Here is a 19,201-nt window from a genome sequence, read left to right on the forward strand (position 1 = left end):
GGCGGGGACCGGACCGAAGGGCTTCAGCCCTTGACGGCTCCGGTGAGCATGCCCTTCTTGAAGTGCCGCTGGACGAAGGGCGAGGCGACCGCGACGGGGATCAGGGCCAGGACCATGACGGCCATCTGCAGCCCCAGCGAAGAGAGTTGACCGGTCCGGACCGCCTGCTGGAGGCCGGTCGGCGCCTCGGTGTTCTTCTGGACCAGTTGGATGAGCACGTTCTGCAGCGGCATCATCGCCTGGTCGGTGAGGTAGATGGAGGCGTTGAACCAGGCGCTCCAGTAGCCGACCGCGTAGAACAGCGAGATGACGGCCAGCACCGCGCGCGACAGCGGCATGGTGATGGTCAGCAGGATGCGCAGGTCACTGGCCCCGTCGATGCGGGCCGACTCGATGAGTTCGGGTGAGATCCCCATGAAGAAGGCGCGTAGGACGAGGATGTTGAAGACACTGACCGCGCTCGGCAGGACCAGCGACAGATAGGTGTCCGTGAGGCCCAGTGACTGCACCAGGAGGTACGTCGGGATGAGGCCGGCCCCGAAGAACATGGTGGCCATCATGGCCATCAGGAAGAACCGGTGCCCCAGACTCCCCGGCCGGGACAGTCCGTACGCCGCGAGCACCGACACCGTCATGGAGAACAGGGTGCCGCAGAGCGTGACCCCGACCGAGACCATGATCGCCCGGCTGACCTGGCCGCCGCCGAGCAGTTCCGTGTAGTTGACGAAGGTGATGCCGTGCGGGATCACGACGAGGCCGCCGGCCCGGTCGATCACCGGTTTGGGAGAGAGGCTGGTGACGATCACGATCCACAGCGGGGCGAGCACCCCTAGGCAGCAGAGCAGGAGAATGCCGCTCTTGGCGGTGATCCCCGCCTTGCTCGGCGGCTCCTCCCACACGGGTCGGGCGGGAGCCTTGAGGCTGCGGATGAGCTGCGTGTTGAGGCTCATTTCTTGTACACCCCCTGCTCGCCCAGCAGGTGCGCGAACTTGTTCGCGCTCAGGACGAGACAGACTCCGATGAGTCCCTTGGCCAGGCCGACGGCGGCCGCATAGCTGAAGTCGCCGTTCTGGATGCCCATGTTCCAGACGTACGTGTCGAGGACCTCGCTGGCCCCCGCGCCGACCGCGTCCCGCTGGAGCAGGAACTGCTCGAAACCGACGCTCAGCGCGTCGCCCATCCTGAGCACCAGCAGCAGCGCGATCACCGGGCGCAGCGCGGGCAGCGTCACGTGCCAGATGCGTCGCCGACGCCCCGCACCGTCCATGGCGGCGGCCTCGTACAGGTCGGTGCTGACGGCGGACAGGGCCGCGAGGAAGACGATGATCCCCCAGCCGGCGTCCTTCCACACGGCCTGCGCGGTGACGAGGTATTTGAAGAGGTCCGCGTTGGTCATCAGGTCGAAGCCGCTCCACCCGTGCTGCTCCAAGGTCTGCGCGACGATGCCCGCGCCTCCGAGGATCTGCTGGAAGACGGTGACCACGAGGACCCACGAGAAGAAGTGCGGCAGATACATGATGGCCTGCGCCACGGCCCGCACCCGGGGCCGGATCACGCTGTTGATGAGCAGCGCGAGGGCGATGGGGACCGGGAAGAACAACACCAGTTGGAGAAGGCACAGGACGAGGGTGTTCTTCGTGGCGCTCCAGAACAGCGGGTCGTCGAGCATCCGCGAGAACTGCCGGACGCCGACCCAGGGACTGTGGAAGATCGCCGTGACGCCGTTGCCGGAGACGTACGGGTCGTAGTCCTGGAAGGCGATGATGTTGCCGAGCAGCGGGACGTAGTTGAAGAGCGACAGCAGGAGGACGACGGGCACCGTCATCACGATGAGCGCGCGGTCGCGGCGCAGCCGGATCCGGAACGGAACCTTGCCGCCCCTGCTCGTCCTGCGCGGCGCCCGCGCCTTCGCCCCAGTGGTGGCGACCGCGACCGTCGGCTGTTCGACGGCCGCGGGGGCACGGGTCCCGTCGGGCCGGCTCCCGGCCGTGAGGGACATCAGTTGCCGCTGCCGTTCTTGTCGAGGAGCTCCTTGTACCAGTCGCGCAGCTCGTCGCCGCCGGAGGACCTCCAGGTGGAGATGGCGGCCTGCACGTCGGACAGCTTCTTGTTGCCCCGCACGTAGTCGATCTGCAGTTGCTCATGCTGGCTGGCGAGGTTGGCGTAGCGGGTCGGCTCGACGACGGTCATGCCGTAGGTGGACGTCTTCTTCATGAAGGCTCCCATCCGCTGCTGCCACTCGACCTGCTTGCGGGCGACGTCGGGGAGGTCGGGGTGCGCCAAGTACGGTGCCGGCGCCGCCAGCATCGACCAGGCGTTGATCACCTCGGAGTTGCCCTGGTCGTTCTTGACGGGGACGCCGTCCTTGACCGAGTAGTGCGTGCCCTCGACGCCGTAGTCGACGAGCATCCGCTCCTTGGTGCCGTAGGGCGCGGCCGAGAAGTCGGCGGCGGCCAGCGCGTTCTCCACGGTCTCCTTCGAGGCGCCCTTGCGGATCAGCGACCAGAGGGTGGCGGGCGAGGACGCCCACAGCGTCGGGTTGCCGCCGCCGGCGCCGAAGATGTCCATGGCCTCGATCTGGAAGTCCGGGTTGGCCTGGGCCTGTTCGGCTGTCTTCTGGTACCAGGCGGACATGTCGCCGTTGAAGACGAGGATCTGTCCGGCGGTGAAGCGCTGGCCCGCGTCGCCGGAGCGCGCGCTGTCGTCGGGATGGACCACGCCGGCATCGAACAGCTTGCGGGTCCACTCCAGGGCTTCGAGGTATTCGGGCCGCTCGATGGCGTACCTCAGCTTGCCGTCGTCATCGATGTTCCATTTGGGACAGGCGCCGAAGATGCTCCCCGAGACCCAGCTCAGGTCACCGCAGGCCCATACCTTGGCCTTGGCACTGGTGGCATCCTTGGCCCAACTGAGGAACTCTTCGGCCGACTTGGGCACGAACCAACCCTCCTTGTCGAAGAGGTCCTTGCGGTAGTACGGCACGATGAAGCTCGCGGGGGCGGCGGGCATCGGAATGCCGCGCAGCGCGCCGCCGAAGATGCCCATGCGCCAGGCGTCGGACGGAATCGCGGCCAGGTTCGGGTACTTCTTGACCTTGTCGCCCGCCAGGTAGGGGCCGAGGTCCATGAACTTCGCGGTGACCGCGTTCGCGATCTTGCCGACCAGGTGCCAGTTGGCCACGACCACCATGTCGGGTACGGAGCTGGAGGCGAGGACGGCGCCGAGCTTCTCGCCGTAGGTGTTGCCGTCCTGGTTCTGCCAGGTGACCTTGGTGCCCGCCGCCGCGTCGACCGCCTCGTAGTACGCGCACCCGGCCGTCGGCGGGGTGCCCCAGAGCGGGGACATGACCTTGAGGGGAGCGCCGGTGCCGAGCTTGTCCGGAACCGAGGTGGCGAGGGCCGCGAGGTCGACCTTGGCGATGTAGCCGTCCGACGAACCGTTCTTCGACGGAAGGTCCGGCTTGGCGACCGTGCTGGCGACGTATGTCGGGAGCAGCTTGTCCGCGCCCTTGCCCGCCGTGGTCCCGTCCGGCGACCCGCTGCCCGAACCGCCGCAGGCGGTGAGCAGCGGCATTCCCCCGGCCACCGCTGCGGTGGCGACCGCCGTGGAGGCGAGGAAGCTTCTCCGGCTCGGTCCGGAGGAGGCGGCATTCGGCGTCATTGCGTCAACCCTTCATGGCGCACCTGGACACCCGGCGGTGGACCGTCGGCTGCGGTGTCGTGACTGGAACTGACTGAGCTGAAGCGGACGTCCGACCACTGCGACGCGCATTTCAGTCGAAGCGCTTCGATGTTGCAGTGAGGTTAAGTGAACAACTAGGGGCACACAAGGGTCACTTCCAAGATTGACCCAAGGCCTGGAGGGGGATCTTTTGTATGCGCTGCCTGATGTAAGGGGGTTGATTTCTTGACACTCTCCCTGGTGGCTGACGGGCATCGAAGCGCTTCGAAATCACTCACCGCTCTATCCCAAGGGGATCCCACGTGTCCGCACGCACGCCGCCCGCACCACCACTTTCCGTGATCCGCAGCTGCCTCTCGCGAAGCGCATCGACGACCTTCCGTCGCGGCTCGCCCTCGACGAGAAGATCGGATTCCTGCACCAGTTCACGCACGCCGTGGAGCGGCCCGGCGCCGCCGCGTTCCGCACCGGCCAGGAGGCCCTGCGCGGCGTGGCCCGGATGGGTCCGGCCGCCGTCTTCCCGCAGGCAGTGGGCCTGGGCGCGACCTGGAACACGGATCTCGTACGACGGGTCGGCGAGGCGTTGTCCAAGGAGGTCCGGGCGATGCGCACCCGCGACGACCGCGTGGGGTGTGGGGCGTGGGCGTGCCGACCCGGGGCGCCCCGGACGGCCGCTATCCGTCCGTCGCCGAGGACGGCCGTGTCCGGGCCCCCGCCGACCAGCCCGGGGGCTGGGTCGTCCAGGAGACGTTCCGCCTGGAACCGCACGAGAACGGGCACCTCCTTCGACCCATCGCTACGGACCGCCACGTCTCTGTCGCCGCCGGAGGCCTGAAGGTTGCCGACGGGAACGGGGAGGTCTTCGAGAACGGGGAGTCTTCGAGGTCGTCGTCGAGAGGGGCGAGGACGCGGTACACAGGGCCGCCTCGCAGGCGGACGTGGTCCTGGTGGTCGCGTGCAACGAGCCGCACATCACCGGACGAGAGACACAGGACCTACGACCCTGGCCCTCCCCGCCCACCAGGAGCGCCTCCTGCGCACGGCCCGACCGGCCGGCTCGAGCACGGTGCCGGCGGCGGTGTCGGCGTACCCGTAGGCGGTCGATCACGCGGTCCGGGCCAGGCGGCCGTCCTCGCTGGGCGCTCCGACGAGGATCTCGTAGGGGCCCGGTGCCACCCGCTGACTCCCCTGCATCACGTCCCGGAACGCCAAGGCCGACATCGGCATCCGGAAGGCGATCTCCGTGACCTCGCCGGGCGCGAGCCTCACACGCCGGTGCGCGGCCGGGCCGTCTCCTTCGGATCTTGTCGGCCGAGCCCGCGGCCGTCCGGTGCCGTGCATGGCAACGCGGAGGGGCGTGTCGCGCACTGGACCTACTGGGGCACCCCGACAACGCGGCCAGGTGCGGTACCGGGCGTCGCGGGCCCGGCCAGATCCGAAAGAGACGCCCTAGCCGGCCGGCAGGCGGGTGGGATCGGCGATGATCTGTCGGACGGTCGACCATGCCGCGCCCAGCACCGGTCCGCGCCGGCCCAGGGCGGAGGGGCGTACCGCCTCCGGGGTCCAGGGCCGGACGGTGATCCGGGCGGCGAGTTCGGCGCGGATGGACGGCAGGAGCCAGTCGGCGAGTTCGGCGTAGGCGCCGCCCAGAACCAGGGCGTCCGGGTCGATCAGGTTCACCGCCGAGGTGAGGGCGAGGCCCAGGGCCCGTCCTGCCCGGTCCAGGGCGCGCAGGGTCGCCGCGTCCCCGGCGCCTGCCCGTTCGGCCAGCAGGGACACCGGGTCGCCGACGGGCGCGAGCCCGGCCTCGCGCAGCACGGCCGCTTCGCCCGCGTACTGCTCCAGGCAGCCGCGGGCTCCGCAGGCGCAACGGACGCCCTCCGGGTGGACGGGCAGGTGGCCGAGTTCGCCCGCGAAGCCGCGGGCGCCGCGGAACAGCTGCCCGCCGACGACCAGTGCGGCACCGATTCCGGCCTCGGCGGAGACGTGTACGAACGTCTCGGCGGGGAGTCCCTGGTGCCACTGCTCGGCCAGCGCCCCGAGGTTGGCCTCGTTCTCCGGCTCGGGCACGGTGTCGGGGTCGGGCCAGTGGTCGGCGGGGCGGACGGCCTGCCAGCCGAGGTTGGGGGCGTTCGCGACCAGCCCGCTCGGCTCGTTCGGCACCACCCCCGGCACGGCCAGAACACGGCCCGCGACGCGCAGGCCGAGGGCGGCGGCCTCCGCCTCGGCCTCGGCGCCCAGCGCGGCGGCCTCCGCCAGCACCTGCTCGGCCGGCCGGCCCGCGTTGGCCCGCTCCACCCGGCGCCACACCCGGGGTTCACCGCGCAGGTCCACGACGCACGCGGCGAGATGGGTGACGCCGATCTCCAGGCCGAGGCCCGCGGGGCCCCGATCGCTCAGCTCCAGTGCCCGTCCGGGGCGGCCGACCCGTCCGCTGCGCGCGGTCTCCGTCTCGGTCAGCGCTCCGCGGCCGATGAGCTCGTCGACCATGGAGGAGACCGCCGGCCTGGTCAGGCCCGTGTGCCCGGCGACGTCCGCCCGGGAGAGCGGACCGTGCGCGGCGACTGCTCCGATCACCACCGCGAGGTTCTGCCGACGCATCCCCTGCTGCGAGGCGGGCACGGCCTCCACGCCACCGCTCGCCCTGCCGATCCCCGCCATTGAGCCGACCCTCCTATCGTTCTGCCGGCGGGACCTCCTGCAAGGCCCGCGCCCGCCGCAGCGTACTGGTGATCCGTTCGAGCGTGTCGTCGTCACGGGTCACGGGTTCCAGCACCCGGCCCGCGGCGGTGCCCCAACGCCGGGCGACGGCGTCGGCGGGCTCACCCGTGAGCAGTGCGACGGCCTGCGCGGCGGCCCCGAGCGCGACCAGTTCCCGGGCCTCGGGCACCTGGACCGCTCGGCCGGACAGCCGCAGGACCGTCCGCTGCCAGGCCCTGCCGCGGGCTCCGCCGCCGATCAGCAGCAGTGGTTCGTCGGGGGCGGGGCTCTCGCCCCCGGCACGCAGCACGTCGTCCAGGGCCGCGAGCAGGGCATGGGCGGCGCCGTCGTAGGCGGCCTGGAGCAGCTGGCCCGGCGTGGTGTCGTGGCGCAGGCCGTGGACCAGGCCGGAAGCACCCGGGAGGTCCGGAGTGCGCTCACCGTCCAGGTAGGGAAGCGCCACCACCGTGCCGCCTGCCTCGACGTCCTCCCGGTCGCGTCCGACGAGGGCGGCGAAGCGGTCGACGGCGAGGGTGCAGTTGAGCGTGCAGGCGAGCGGCAGCCAGCCGCCGAGGGCATCGGCGAAGCCGGCGACGGTTCCGCTCGGGTCGGCGGGCCGGGTCCGGCCGACGGCGTAGACGGTGCCGGAGGTACCGAGGCTCAGCACCGGACGTCCGGGGGTCAGGCCCAGCCCGAGGGCGGCGGCCATGTTGTCACCGGTCCCGGTGGCCACCAGCGCGCCCTCGCGCAGTGGCATCCCGGCCCGGACGGCGCCCGCCAGGGCGCCCGGCGGGAGGACCTGTGGCAGCAGCCCGGGGTCGAGGCCGATGCGGCCGAGGACGTCCTGGTCGTAGCCGTCCGGGCCCCACCAGCCGGTTCCAGACGCGTCACCGCGGTCCGTGACCGCCTCGCCGGTCAGCCGCTCCGTCAGGAAGTCGTGGGGAAGGCGGACGGCCGCGACGCGGTCGGCGGCGGCCCGCTCGTTCGCGTGCAGCCAGGCCCACTTGGCGGACGTGAAGGCGGCCGTCGGGACGCTGCCGGTGCGGCGTGCGAGCTCTGCCGGGCCGAACGCGGCTGCGAGTTCGGCGGCCTGTGGGGCGGAGCGGACGTCGTTCCACAGCAGCGCCGGACGCACCGGTCGGCCGGTCGTGTCGAGGGTGACCAGGCCGTGCTGCTGGCCGGCGATCGCGCAGGCGGCGGCGCGATCCGCCCAGCCGGTGCCCGCCATGGCTTCGCCGAGCGCCCACCACCACTGTTCGGGGTCGCTCTCGCGTCCGGCGCCCTCACTGACGGCGTGCGAGGCGCGGCCCTCGCCCAGGACGGCGCCGGTTTCCAGATCGACGGCGAGGGCCTTGGTGGACTGGGTCGAGCTGTCGACACCGATCACGACACGCTGAGCGGACATGCGTTCCTCCGGTGGGGTTCCTTCTGGCGTCTCGGCATACTAATTTGTTTTTCGTCATTACAAATAGACCTCGGCCAGATCCGGAGCGCCTCATGACCAGCGACCCGCTCGTCCCCACCCCCGCGCACAGGTTCACCTTCGGCCTGTGGACCGTCGGCTGGCAGGGGCGGGACCCCTTCGGCGACGCCACCCGACCCGCCCTCGACCCGGTCGAGACCGTGCAGCGGCTGGCCGAGCTCGGCGCCTACGGCGTCACGTTCCACGACGACGACCTGATCCCCTTCGCCGCCGGCGACGCCGCTCGCGAGCAGGCTGTCAAACGCTTCCGCACCGCACTCGACACGGCCGGGCTGAAGGTGCCGATGGCCACCACCAACCTGTTCACCCACCCGGTGTTCAAGGACGGCGCTTTCACCGCCAACGACCGCGACGTGCGCCGGTACGCGCTGCGCAAGACCATCCGCAACATCGACCTGGCCGTGGAACTCGGCGCCTCGGTCTACGTCGCCTGGGGCGGCCGCGAGGGCGCGGAGTCGGGCGCGGCCAAGGACGTGCGCACCGCCCTCGACCGGCTGAAGGAGGCCTTCGACCTGCTGGGCGAGTACGTCGAGAACCAGGGTTACGACCTGCGCTTCGCGATCGAACCCAAGCCCAACGAGCCGCGCGGCGACATCCTGCTGCCCACCATCGGCCACGCCCTGGCGTTCATCAACGAGTTGGACCGGCCCGAGCGGGTCGGCCTCAACCCGGAGGTCGGCCACGAGCAGATGGCCGGGCTGAACTTCCCGCACGGCATCGCCCAGGCCCTGTGGCACGGCAAGCTGTTCCACATCGACCTCAACGGCCAGACCGGCATCAAGTACGACCAGGACCTGCGCTTCGGCGCGGGCGACCTGCGCCAAGCCTTCTGGCTGGTCGACCTGCTGGAGTCCGCCGGCTACGACGGCCCCCGTCACTTCGACTTCAAACCGCCGCGCACCGAGGACTCCGCCGGCGTCTGGGCCTCGGCGGCCGCCTGCATGCGCAACTACCTGCTCCTGGCGCAGCGTTCCCGCGCCTTCCGGTCCGATCCGCAGGTCCAGGCCGCGCTCGTCGCCTCCCGACTGCCCGAACTCGCCCTCCCCACCGCCGAGGACGGACTGGCCGGCCTCCTGGCCGACCGGTCCGCCTTCGACGAGTTCGACGTCGATGCCGCCGCCCGCCGCGGCATGGCCTTCGAACAGCTGGACCAGCTCGCCCTCGAACACCTCCTCGGCGCCCGCTGAGCCGGTACGCCCACGAGCCGGGCCGTGACGTTCCACGGCCCGGCTCCGCTTCGCCCCAGGGTTTGCGCCTTCGCGCCCGGCCGCTCGGCTCAGGCCGGGTGTGCGAGGTCGGCCTCCAGGGTGCCGGCGGGCTGGGCGTGGACGGTTCCGGCCGGCCCGCCGAACCGGAGCTGCCAGGGATGCGGGCTGTCGGTCGTCACGTGGAGGCGGTCGCCCCGGCGGCGCAGGTGGAAGCGGGCCACCTCGCCGGGGCCGTCGGAACGCGGGATCACCACGGTGCGTTCGGCGCCGTCGGCGAAGGCGTGTACCCGGAGTTCGACGCCGTCGGCCCAGGCGGAGACGGGGCGCTGGTCGTCGGCGGCGAGCGGGATGACGGAGTCGGGGCGGGCCAGCAGCGGCAGGGTGTGGAAGCCGTGCTGCTCGCGGACCCAGCGGGGACCGGTGACCTGGGCACCGGTCAGAACGTTCGTCCACGTCCCTTCCGGCACGTAGTACTCGACCGTGCCGTCGTCGGTGAAGACGGGGGCGACGAGCAGGTCGTCTCCGAGCAGGTACTGCCGCTCAAGCGCGGCGGCGGCGGGGTCGTCGGGGAATTCCAGCACCATGGCGCGCATGACGGGGATGCCGCCGGCGTGTGCCTGGTGCGCGGCGCGCTGGAGGTACGGGGCGAGGCGGTGCTTGAGCAGGGTGAAGTCCCGGGTGACCTCGACGGCCTCCTCGCCGTAGTCCCACGGGACGCGGTAGGACTTGCTGCCGTGCAGGCGGCTGTGCGAGGAGAGGAGGCCGAACTGCACCCAGCGCTTGAAGACGGTGGGGGTCGGGGTGCCCTCGAATCCGCCGATGTCGTGGCTCCAGAAGCCGAAGCCGGACATGCCCAGGGAGAGCCCGCCGCGCAGCGACTCGGCCATGGCGTTGAAGTGGGATTCGCAGTCGCCGCCCCAGTGCACGGGGTACTGCTGGCCGCCGGCGGTGGCGGAGCGGGCGAAGAGCAGTGCCTCACCTTCGCCGCGTTCCGCCCGGAGCAGCTCGAAGACGGCCTGGTTGTAGAGGTGCGTGTAGTAGTTGTGCATCCGCTCGGGGTCGGAGCCGTCGTGCCAGACGACGTCCGTGGGGATGCGCTCGCCGAAGTCGGTCTTGAAGCAGTCCACGCCCTGGTCGAGCAGCGTCTTCAGCTTGCCGGTGTACCAGTCGCGGGCGGCGGGGTTGGTGAAGTCCACCAGCGCCATGCCGGGCTGCCACAGGTCCCACTGCCAGACGCTGCCGTCCGGGCGCCGCACCAGGTGGCCCTCGCGCACGCCTTCCTCGAACATCACCGACTTCTGCGCGACGTACGGGTTGATCCAGGCGGAGATCTGCAGCCCCCGCTGCTTGAGGCGGGTGAGCATGCCGGCCGGGTCGGGGAAGGTCTCGGAGTCCCATTCGAAGTCGCACCACTGGTAGCCGCGCATCCAGAAGCAGTCGAAGTGGAAGACGCTCAGCGGGATGCCGCGCTCGGCCATGCCGGCGACGAAGCGGTTGACGGTGGCCTCGTCGTAGTCGGTGGTGAATGACGTGGTCAGCCACAGGCCCAGCGCCCAGGCCGGGGGCAGGGCGGGGCGACCGGTGAGCGCGGTGTAGCGCTCCAGGATCTGTTTCGGGGTCGGGCCGTGCACGACGAAGTACTCCAGCGACTGGTCCTCGACGCTGAACTGCACGTGGCCGACCGACTCGGAGCCGACCTCGTAACTGACCTTGCCGGGGTGGTTGACGAAGACGCCGTAGCCCCGGTTGGTCAGGTGGAACGGGATGTTCTTGTAAGCCTGCTCGCTGCTCGTGCCGCCGTCGGCCTGCCAGATGTCCACGACCTGCCCGTTCTTGACGAACGGGGTGAACCGCTCCCCCAGGCCGTAGACCAGCTCTCCTACATCCAGCGAGAGCTGCCCGAGCACGAAGTGTCGCCCGGTGTCGTCGGTGACGAAGCCGGTACCGCGTTCGCCGACGGAGGTCAGCACCTGCCCGTCGGCGGTGAACTCCAGGCGCCACGGCCGTGAGGTGTCCACCCGCAGCGACAGCTCACCCGCAGCGAGCTCGACCACCGGGCCGTCCCGGTGCACCTTCCCGCTGCCCTGCTGCGCGCCGGGCAGCGCGAACTCCGGCCCGCGCCGCTCCGAACCGGCGTGGTGGGTGACGCGTACCCCGATCACTCCCTCGGCCGGCGACCAGCAATCGACCGTCAGGAGCGCGCTGTTGAGCATGCCGCCGCGGCTGCGTACGTGCTTCACCGGCGCGTAGAGGGTCATCCGGTGCTCGTCGGCCCGGACGTCCGCGACCTCGGCGGCGTACCGCGCGGTGACGCCCGGGCGCATCAGCCAGTAGCCTTCGGTGAACTTCATCGGGTGGTTTCCTCCGTCCGCGCGCGGTGCGCGGTGATCAGGCCCCGGAACCAGGGGCAACTGTCCTGGGGCGTTCGGGTCAGCGTGTCGTAGTCGACGTGGACCAGGCCGAAGCGCCGGCCGTAGCCGCGCGCCCGCTCGAAGTTGTCCAGCAGCGACCAGACGTAGGAGCCGCGCACGTCCGGGTCTGTCGGGCTCCTCGGTCTCGGGGTGCGGGGCTCAGTGCGTGGGGCGGCCGGGCGCGCGGGCCCCTCGCACCGTCTGCCCGGTCCGGTGGTGCGGGGCGCTCAGAGCTCCGGCGCCAGGCCGCGTTCGCGCAGCCAGGTCAGTTGGACGGGCGGGTTCGAGCCGCAGCCGCCGCCGTGGTCGCCGAACGGCCACACGGTCATGGTGCGGTCCTCGCCCGCGTAGTGGTTGAAGGCGGCGTAGACCGTGGAGGGCGGGCAGACCGGATCCATCAGGCCCACGCTGAACACCGTCGGCGCGGTGGCCCGCCGGGCGAAGTGGACACCGTCGAAGTGGTCGAGGGTGGCGAAGGCCGGCTCCACGCGGTGGCGGCTGTGCCAGCGCAGGTACTTGGCGATCTCCTGGTACGGGCCGTCGCCGCAGATCGCGGCAGCGCGGCGGAAGTGGCACAGGAACGGGACGTCCGGCATCGCCGCCGCCACGCGGTCCCCGGCGAGACCGGCGACGGCGAGCGCCAGACCGCCGCCCTGGCTGCCTCCGGCCACCACGATCCGACGGCTGTCGAGTCCGGGCAGCTCCGCGACCGCGTCCACGGCTCGCACGCAGTCGGTGATCAATCGCCGGTAGTAGTAGTCGTCGGGAGAGTCGATGCCGCGGGTCATGAGGCCCTCGACCCACTGCGTGCCGTCGCCCATGCCCCGGTCCGGGGTGTCGTGGCCCTGGCCCCGGCTGTCGACGACGAGTTGGGCGTAGCCCGCGGCGGACCAGAACAGGTGGTCGGTGGGCAGTCCTCGACCGCCGCCGTAGCCCATGTAGGTGACGACGACCGGCAGCGGTCCGGCCGCGTGGCGCGGGCGCAGCAGCCAGGCGGCCACCGGTTCGCCGCCCCAGCCGGGGAAGCGCACGTCGTCGACCTCGACGGTGTGCAGCAGGTGCTGGGCGGTGACCCGTTCCACCTTGATCGCCCCGTCGTGCGAGCGGGCTTCGGCGAGGGTCCGCCGCCAGAAGGCGTCGAACCCCGTCGGATCGGACAACTCGGGTCGGTAGCTGACGAGTTCGTCCGCACCGAGGTCTGTGAGCGGCATGGGGCTTCCTCCGGTCGGAAAGATGACGGGGTAACGGAGCTCGGTGGCCTCGGGGGCCTTGCCTCGCAGCTGCGGGCAGTGGTGCGGGAAGGGGTGGCGGCCCGCCCCCCTCGGACGGGCCGCCGGTCTCACAGGCGCGGGCCTCAGCCGGTCCCGCCGGACGCGGTGAAACCGAAGGCGGACAAACGGAAGCCGCCGTGCAGCGTCAGCCGCAGGTCGTGGACGCCGTCCAGCGCAGCGTCGAGATCGGCCGCGACGGTCGTCCACGTGTAGCGGTTGCCGGTGACGGGAACACCGATCTGAGCCAGCAGCCGGTCACCTGACCGTAGTTCCAGCCGCGCCTCCCCGGATCCCGCGTTCTCGAGGGCGGTCTCGGCCTCCACCCGGACCGCCCCGGATAGATCGACGTCACGGAAGAGGAGCGTCGCGGGCCGCGCGGGATCGGCCGGAGTCACCGCGTCTGCGCCGGCGCGGGTGGCGTCGACGATGGTGATGTCCGCGTGGTCGTCGAAGTCGACGGTCAGGGTTCGTCGGCCGACGACCACGCGGGGCGCGGGGGCCGGTCCGGTCACCGTGAGCTGTGCGGTGAGGACCGGGTGTTCGGCGGAGCGGCCGACGGTGATCTCGTATGCGCCGGGGTCGGTGGTGAAGGCGCCGGTCGCGATGTCCCAGTGGGCGAGCCGGTCGACCGGGAGCGAGAACCTCAGCTCCCGGCTCTCGCCCGGCTCCAGGCGGACCTTGTGGAAGTCGGCGAGGCGCCGCCGGGGTGCCTCGTAGCGGGCGCCCAGCGCCCGGACGTAGAGCTGGACCACCTCGCTGCCGGTCCGTGGGCCGGTGTTGGCCAGTGTCACCGTGACGTCGACCGTGCCGTCCTGGCCTGTCGACGGCTGCGACAGGCTCAGGTCGCGGTAGGCGAAGTCGGTGTAGGACAGCCCGTGGCCGAAGGGATAGAGGGGAGCGGCCCGGTGGTACTGGTAGGTCCAGCCGGCCTTGATGATGTCGTAGTCGAGCGGGTCCGGCAGCGGATCCGCGCCCCGGTACCAGGTCTGCGGCAGGCGGCCGGCGGGTTCGGCCTCCCCGAGCAGCACCGCGGCCAGCGCGTGGCCCGTCTCCTGCCCGCCGTGGGAGGTCCACACCACGGCGGGCAGGTGCTCGTCGGCCCAGTCGACGGCGTACGGGTAGCTGCTCATCACCACCAGCGCCGTCTCGGGGCAGGCGGCCGCGACCGTGCGCAGCAGTGCCTCCTGCGACTCGGGCAGGTCGAGGCCCGCGCGGTCCTGCGTCTCGCGGCCGTTGACCATCGGGTGGTTGCCGAGGACGACGACCACCACGTCGGCCGTCTCGGCGGCCGCCCGTGCCTCGGCCGCGCCGTCGCGCAGCAGCTCCCGCTGCCAGCGCTCCGCGGTGTCCGGGGTCAGGGCGGTGACGCTCACCCCGCCGTCGGCCGGGTCCGCGGCGGCGTAGCGTCCGGTGAGCACGGAGCGCAGCAGCACGGCACCGTCCTCGGCCGGTTCGAGCCGGAAGGTCTCGTGGATCTCCCAGCTCTTGAGCACCTCCTGGTCGGCCGCCAGTGAGTCGTCGCCCTTGAGGCTCAGGTAGTGGCCGGTGTCGGCGGCGCGCAGGGTCAGTACGCCGCGGCCCCAGTCGGCCACGTCGAAAGCGGTCTTGCCGAGCAGTTCACCGGTGGTGCAGGAGCGCAGCGCGATCCGATCGGCGCCCTCCTCGCAGAGCACCTCGCCGCCGTGGACGCCGAGCACCTCGGCGAGTCCGGCGGCGACGCCGACCTCGTAGGGCAGGGTGCCGCTGTACCAGTCCTCGTACAGCGCGTCGGCGAGTGGGCCGATGACGGCGATCCGCGGTGTCCGTGCCGCGTCGAGCGGCAGCAGGCCGTCGTTCTTGAGTAGGACCACCGACTCGGTCGCTGCATGCCGCGCCAGCTCGCGGTGCTCGGTGCAGTCGACGACCTCGGGCCCGATACCGGCATAGGGGTCCAGTTCGGGGTCGAACTCGCCTAGCCGGAAGCGGAGTTCCAGCTGCCGTCCGACGGCGCGGTTCACGTCGGTCCCGTCGATCAGGCCGCGCTCCAGCGCCTCGCGCAGACGGCCGACCGGCGTCGCACTGTCCTCGCCGTGGTCGGTGAAGCTGTCGATGCCGGCCTTGAGCGCCGCCGCGTGGGACTCGGCGTGGTCGTCGAAGTACTCCTCGAGGTCGACCAGATTGGACGGGGCTTCGGCGTCACTGACCACGAACAGCTCGTAGCCGGTCGGCTCCGCCCAACGGCGCAGCTCCGACTCGATGAGGGGGCTCACATGGCAGGGACGGCCATTGACGAGGTTGTAGGCGGCCATGGCGCCGGTCGCGGCGCCGGATGAGACGACGGGGCGAAAGGCGGCCAGGTCGTACTCGTGCAGCACGCGCGGGCGCAGCACGGAGGAGGTGGTGCAGCGGTCGTCCTCGTTGTTGTAGGCGAGGAAGTGCTTGAGTACCGGGGCCACCCGCAGGTAGGTCGGGTGGTCGCCGGACAGGCCCCGGCAGAAGGCCTCCCCGAGACGGCCGGTGTGCAGCGGGTCCTCGGAGTATCCCTCCTCGTTGCGCCCCCAGCGCGGGTCGCGCAGCAGGTTCAGTACGGGCGCCCAGGCCTGGAGGCTGTGGGGAGCGCCGCCGACAGCGGGCGGGCGGTGGCGGTGGAAGGCGCGCAGTTCGATCGAGACCGCCTCGGCGACCCGGCGCACCAGGCCCTCGTCCCAGGTGGCGCCGAGACCGACGGCCTGCGGGAAGACGGTCGCCACCCCCAGCCAGGAGACCCCGTGCAGGGCCTCGCTGCCGGTTCGGAACGAGCCGACGCCGAGGCGCGGGACGGCCGGTGCGCACTGGTGCAGCATCGCGATCCGCTCGTCGAGCGTGAGCCGTTCGAGCAGGTCGTCGACACGCTTGCGCAGTGGTAGCGCCGGGTCGCGGAAAAGAGGCAGACCGGCTGCGGGCGCGGACAGGGAACTCACGTGGACAACCCCTCGGCAGGTTGGGCGTTGCGAACATTTGTCGAAGCGCTTCGACGCTGACATGAACGCAGTACCGCTGTCAACTATCCCTGATAGACCTACTTTTGCAAGTGTGCAGGTTCTTGCCGAACTCGCAACACGCTGCTGTCCAAGCAGCGTCATCCAAGCGCTTCGACACCGCTCGCAAAAGGGGGCTTACAGGAACCTCGTCTCCTGCGGGTCCGCCTGCGCGTCGACGATCCGCTCGAAGAAGAACTCGTGCTTGAGGAAGGAGACGTCGTACTCGTGACCCGGTTACGGGGGGAGCAGCTGAGCGGCCTGGATCGGCCGCCAGCCCGCCCGGAGCGCGGCCACCCCCGACCCGTACGGCGGCTCGTCGCTGTCGCCCGTGGTCGGCGAGGTACGGCCGGTGCCGTCGTACAGCGACCAGCCCACGACGCGGGAGTCCAGCGCCGAGGTGGCCAAATACAGCACCAAGACCTGCTGCCGCGGCACCGGCGCGGCGTCCTCCGCCCGCTCGGGGAGGTTCGCTCCGGTCGTCATGTCCGTGTCCCCTTCGGGCGATTGGAGACCCTGGTCACCCAGTGGTCGAGGTCGAAGGAACCGTCGCCGGTCGGCACCCGCCACAGCAGGATGCGGTTGTACCGCTCCAGCCGGCCGGTCGCCGCCTCGTACCACGGGAACATCGCGTCCGGCTCCGCGGTCACCTGCGGGTCGTCGAGATCATCAACAAGGCTTGTCGCCGCGCGCTCGGGGCTTCTCCGCGCGGCATCCGCGCCGCCCAGTCCCCCGGTTCCGCGCACTCCCCCGCCCCGTGACCCGACCGGCACGGGACGCGGCTGCCGGCCCGCCCCGCGGTACCCGCCGCTCCCGCTTCCTCCCCGCCGGCAACCTTTCCGCATCCTGCGGCGACCCAGCAGCGCACCTCGACTCGGATCTTCGAACGGACGGACATGCAGACTGCACGGCAGGCCGCGCGGCAGCGCAGGCAGAGACAGCGACTGATGAGGGGCACGACGGTGCTGCTGGCCGTCGCGGGGGTCCTCGTCTGCCTGGTGACGACCATGCGCCCCGGCCCCGAGGCCGAGGCAGGGGCCGAGGTCCGGGCCGACGTGGCGGCCCCCGCCGCCACCGGGGTGGGAGCCACGCCCCCGGCCCCGACGAGCCCCGCGCCCTCGACGGACAGCTCGCGAGCGGCACCCACCCCGACCGCGGCCGCGGGGACGACCGCCGCGGCTCCACAGCCTTCGGCGGAAGGCACCCCGGAGTCGGCGTCGACCACGGCGCCGTCGGCAGGACGCATCCAGCCGGACACCACCTACAGGGGGGTCGCCACCGCCTACGCCGCCGCCGACGGCAACGGCGCCTGCCTGTTCGGCCCGAGCGACGACCTCATGATCGCGGCCATGAACACCACCGACTACGAGTCGTCCAGGGCGTGCGGCGCCTACGTGCGCGTCCGCGCCGCGAGCGGCGCCTCCATCACGGTCCGGATCACCAACGAATGCCCACTGCCCTGCGCACCCGGACAACTGGACCTCAGCGAACAGGCCTTCGCGAAACTGGCCGATCCCAAACTCGGCCGCATCCCGATCACCTGGAGCCTGCTGAGCCCCTCGACCCCCGGCACGATGTCCGTCCGGTACAAGACCGGGTCCAGCCCCCACTGGTGCGGCATCCAGGTGATCGGCCACCGGAATCCGGTCGCACGGCTGGAGGTACGCACGCCCAAGGGCTGGCGGAGACTGCCCCGTACCGAATACAACTACTTCCTCGCCGCAGACGGCAGCGGGTGCGGCGGCGCGATGAGGATCACCGACATCTACGGAGAGCAGCTGACGGTCGAAGGGACCGCGCTGCTGCCGGACGTCGTACAACCGACCCGGGTCCAGTTCGCCCCGCACTGAGCCCGCCCCGCCGCGGACGGCGGTTCCGCGGTGGCGCACGGGAGTGCGCCTCGATCGACCCAGCCCTGGTACGCTGCCGCCCGATTGTTAACGCACACATTTTCGGAGGGGGCGACCGACGGACATGGTCCCCGATGACGCGTCCGCGGAGTTCCACGACTTCTTCGAACGCCACTACGCCGGACTCGCCCGGTTCGCCCATCTCCTGACGGGCGATTCGGACGGCGCCGACGATCTGGCCGCGGACGCCCTGATCGCCCTGTGGCAGCGCTGGGACCGGCTGCGCCAGGCCGAGTACCCGCTTGCCTACGCCCGTGGCGTGGTCGCCAACCTGGCCCGGTCACGGATCCGCAGCGCGGTGCGCGAACGCCGCCGGATCGCCCTGTTCTGGTCCCGCGGTGCGGAGCCGTCGAACGGTCCGGACGTGGCCTCCGTGGTGGACGTCCGTACCGCTCTCGCCCGGTTGCCGTTCCGGAAGCGGGCATGCGTGGTCCTGCGGCACGCCTTCGACCTGTCGGAGAAGGACACCGCGCTGGCGCTCGGCATATCCGTCGGTACGGTGAAGAGCCAGACGTCGAAGGGGATGGCCGAACTGGAACGGATGCTGGGCAGCACAGGAGCGTCCGGGGAAGTATTGGCGGGGAGGAGGAGCCGTTGAACGAGGAACTCGCCCGGCGGCTGCGCACAGCCTCCGAAGCCCACCAGCCTGACCGCGCCCGGATCCTGGCCCGTCTGGAACACGGCATGTCCGGCGCCCCCGCGCACCGGCGCCGATCGCCGGGCGCCCGGCCCTGGCGCGGGGTCGCCCTCGCCTCCCTCGCCACGGCCGGCGTCCTGGCGGTCGGCGGCTTCGCCGTCGCCGCCATCGTCCAATCACCGCCGTCCGAGCCGGACGTCTCGGCCACCCCCTCCGCGCCGTCCGCGTCCGAAACGCCCTCCGCACCGTCCACGTCCGGGGCCCCCCGCTCGACCCCGTCGGCGCCCACCCACGGCGGGCCGACCGCACCGGAGCACTCGTCCCCGACGAGCCACGGCCCCGCGGCGTCAGCCGGCGCCGGCTCGGCCCCGCCCGGCGGCGCACGCGTCCAGGACGGTCCGCTGTGGTCGGGCGGCTCCCTGGCCGCGAACAGCAACGCCTACTGGGCGCAGAGCGACATCACCCTCAAGACCACCCAGCCGCTCACCGCACTCACCGTGGAACTGCGCATCACGCAGACCGGCGCAGTGCAGAGCACCGGCAGCTGGCGGACGCTGCCCGCGGAGGACTTCACCGTCACCGTCCGGGACGAGGGCGCAGCCGTGGTCTACCGCTGGATCCTCAAGCCGGGCCGTACGGTCCCGACCGGGCAGCACGTCTTCGCCGGCCAGTACAACCACGCCACCGGCGGGCGCGAGGCCGGGCACGACGGTTACCGCGTCGACGCCAACGGTCCCCGCGGCGCCCTCTCGGTCTGGGGCGGCTTCTCCCCGACACACTGAGGCCGTGCCCGCAGCCGTCGGGCTGAGCGGGAGCGCCCCGGCGAAGTGCGGACGTACCGCCAGTGGCCCCGTGGGGGGGGTGTCTCAGGAGGCGAGGCGGGCGGCCCCGGGAAAGCGAGCCG

General features: G+C 71.6%; 14 protein-coding genes and 3 pseudogenes. 5 read left to right on the forward strand and 12 right to left on the reverse strand.

What is annotated here, in order from left to right; all coding sequences use genetic code 11:
* Nucleotides 1-23: 23 nt before the first annotated feature.
* The 3 genes from ACFWBY_RS11695 to ACFWBY_RS11705 are packed head-to-tail and all read right to left on the reverse strand — an operon-like array spanning nt 24 to nt 3,660.
* Nucleotides 24-950, reverse strand: coding sequence for a carbohydrate ABC transporter permease (locus ACFWBY_RS11695; protein WP_385335029.1), 927 nt, complete (start codon nt 948-950; stop codon nt 24-26).
* The gene (locus ACFWBY_RS11700) at nt 947-1,999 is read right to left on the reverse strand and encodes an ABC transporter permease (RefSeq protein ID WP_385335031.1); all 1,053 of its coding nucleotides are present in this window, start codon (nt 1,997-1,999) and stop codon (nt 947-949) included. The genes ACFWBY_RS11695 and ACFWBY_RS11700 overlap by 4 nt, the downstream gene beginning before the upstream one ends.
* Nucleotides 1,999-3,660 (reverse strand): extracellular solute-binding protein, encoded by a 1,662-nt coding sequence (locus ACFWBY_RS11705; RefSeq protein ID WP_385335033.1) that lies wholly within the window; start codon nt 3,658-3,660, stop codon nt 1,999-2,001. The genes ACFWBY_RS11700 and ACFWBY_RS11705 overlap by 1 nt, the downstream gene beginning before the upstream one ends.
* A 323-nt stretch (nt 3,661-3,983) precedes the next feature.
* On the opposite strand from ACFWBY_RS11705, the pseudogene ACFWBY_RS11710 reads away from it, so the two are divergent.
* Nucleotides 3,984-4,774, forward strand: a pseudogene (locus tag ACFWBY_RS11710) (glycoside hydrolase family 3 C-terminal domain-containing protein); the annotation flags it as partial.
* Nucleotides 4,775-4,785: 11 nt separating this feature from the next.
* On the opposite strand, the gene ACFWBY_RS11715 reads toward ACFWBY_RS11710, so the two are convergent.
* From ACFWBY_RS11715 to xylB, 3 genes are all read right to left on the reverse strand, one after another.
* Nucleotides 4,786-4,950: a fibronectin type III-like domain-contianing protein gene (locus tag ACFWBY_RS11715; protein ID WP_385335035.1), complete on the reverse strand. Its 165-nt coding sequence runs from the start codon at nt 4,948-4,950 to the stop codon at nt 4,786-4,788.
* 180 nt (nt 4,951-5,130) lie between these two features.
* Nucleotides 5,131-6,342, reverse strand: coding sequence for an ROK family protein (locus ACFWBY_RS11720; protein WP_385335037.1), 1,212 nt, complete (start codon nt 6,340-6,342; stop codon nt 5,131-5,133).
* 13 nt (nt 6,343-6,355) lie between these two features.
* Nucleotides 6,356-7,786: a xylulokinase gene (gene xylB / locus ACFWBY_RS11725; protein WP_385335040.1), complete on the reverse strand. Its 1,431-nt coding sequence runs from the start codon at nt 7,784-7,786 to the stop codon at nt 6,356-6,358.
* A gap of 92 nt (nt 7,787-7,878) precedes the next feature.
* Here xylB and xylA point away from each other — a divergent pair, with 92 nt between their 5' ends.
* Nucleotides 7,879-9,051 carry a xylose isomerase gene (gene xylA / locus ACFWBY_RS11730; RefSeq protein WP_385335042.1) on the forward strand — a complete coding sequence of 391 codons (1,173 nt, stop codon included), beginning with the start codon at nt 7,879-7,881 and terminating at the stop codon, nt 9,049-9,051.
* An 89-nt stretch (nt 9,052-9,140) separates the two neighbouring features.
* Here the strand turns inward: xylA and yicI are convergent, their stop codons facing one another.
* The 6 genes and pseudogenes from yicI to ACFWBY_RS11760 form a co-directional block, all read right to left on the reverse strand.
* Nucleotides 9,141-11,423 (reverse strand): alpha-xylosidase, encoded by a 2,283-nt coding sequence (gene yicI / locus ACFWBY_RS11735; RefSeq protein WP_385335044.1) that lies wholly within the window; start codon nt 11,421-11,423, stop codon nt 9,141-9,143.
* A complete protein-coding gene (locus tag ACFWBY_RS11740; RefSeq protein WP_385335046.1) occupies nt 11,420-11,602 on the reverse strand; it encodes a family 1 glycosylhydrolase in 183 nt (60 codons plus the stop codon). Before ACFWBY_RS11740 ends, yicI begins: the two co-directional genes overlap by 4 nt.
* A 108-nt stretch (nt 11,603-11,710) precedes the next feature.
* The gene (locus ACFWBY_RS11745; RefSeq protein WP_385335048.1) at nt 11,711-12,694 is read right to left on the reverse strand and encodes an acetylxylan esterase; all 984 of its coding nucleotides are present in this window, start codon (nt 12,692-12,694) and stop codon (nt 11,711-11,713) included.
* Nucleotides 12,695-12,837: 143 nt separating this feature from the next.
* Entirely contained in the window at nt 12,838-15,684 is a 2,847-nt protein-coding gene (locus tag ACFWBY_RS11750) for a glycoside hydrolase family 3 C-terminal domain-containing protein (protein ID WP_385335148.1), read from the reverse strand.
* Nucleotides 15,685-15,888: 204 nt separating this feature from the next.
* A pseudogene (locus ACFWBY_RS11755) lies at nt 15,889-16,236 on the reverse strand (hypothetical protein).
* A pseudogene (locus ACFWBY_RS11760) lies at nt 16,233-16,421 on the reverse strand (phytanoyl-CoA dioxygenase); the annotation flags it as partial. The pseudogenes ACFWBY_RS11760 and ACFWBY_RS11755, both read right to left, overlap by 4 nt.
* Nucleotides 16,422-16,697: 276 nt before the next feature.
* On the opposite strand from ACFWBY_RS11760, the gene ACFWBY_RS11765 reads away from it, so the two are divergent.
* The 3 genes from ACFWBY_RS11765 to ACFWBY_RS11775 all read left to right on the forward strand — a co-directional run bounded on the left by ACFWBY_RS11765 (nt 16,698) and on the right by ACFWBY_RS11775 (nt 19,079).
* Nucleotides 16,698-17,600, forward strand: a complete 903-nt coding sequence (locus tag ACFWBY_RS11765) for an expansin EXLX1 family cellulose-binding protein (RefSeq protein ID WP_385335050.1) — start codon at nt 16,698-16,700, stop codon at nt 17,598-17,600.
* A 124-nt stretch (nt 17,601-17,724) separates the two neighbouring features.
* Complete coding sequence (locus ACFWBY_RS11770; RefSeq protein ID WP_385335052.1) at nt 17,725-18,258, forward strand: SigE family RNA polymerase sigma factor; 534 nt, start codon at nt 17,725-17,727, stop codon at nt 18,256-18,258.
* On the forward strand, nt 18,255-19,079 hold the full coding sequence (locus ACFWBY_RS11775; RefSeq protein WP_385335054.1) for a hypothetical protein: 825 nt from the start codon (nt 18,255-18,257) through the stop codon (nt 19,077-19,079). The genes ACFWBY_RS11770 and ACFWBY_RS11775 overlap by 4 nt, the downstream gene beginning before the upstream one ends.
* The last annotated feature ends 122 nt before the right edge of the window (nt 19,080-19,201 follow it).

The sequence above is a fragment of the Streptomyces sp. NPDC060049 genome (genome assembly GCF_042736715.1).
Lineage (GTDB): Bacteria > Actinomycetota > Actinomycetes > Streptomycetales > Streptomycetaceae > Streptomyces.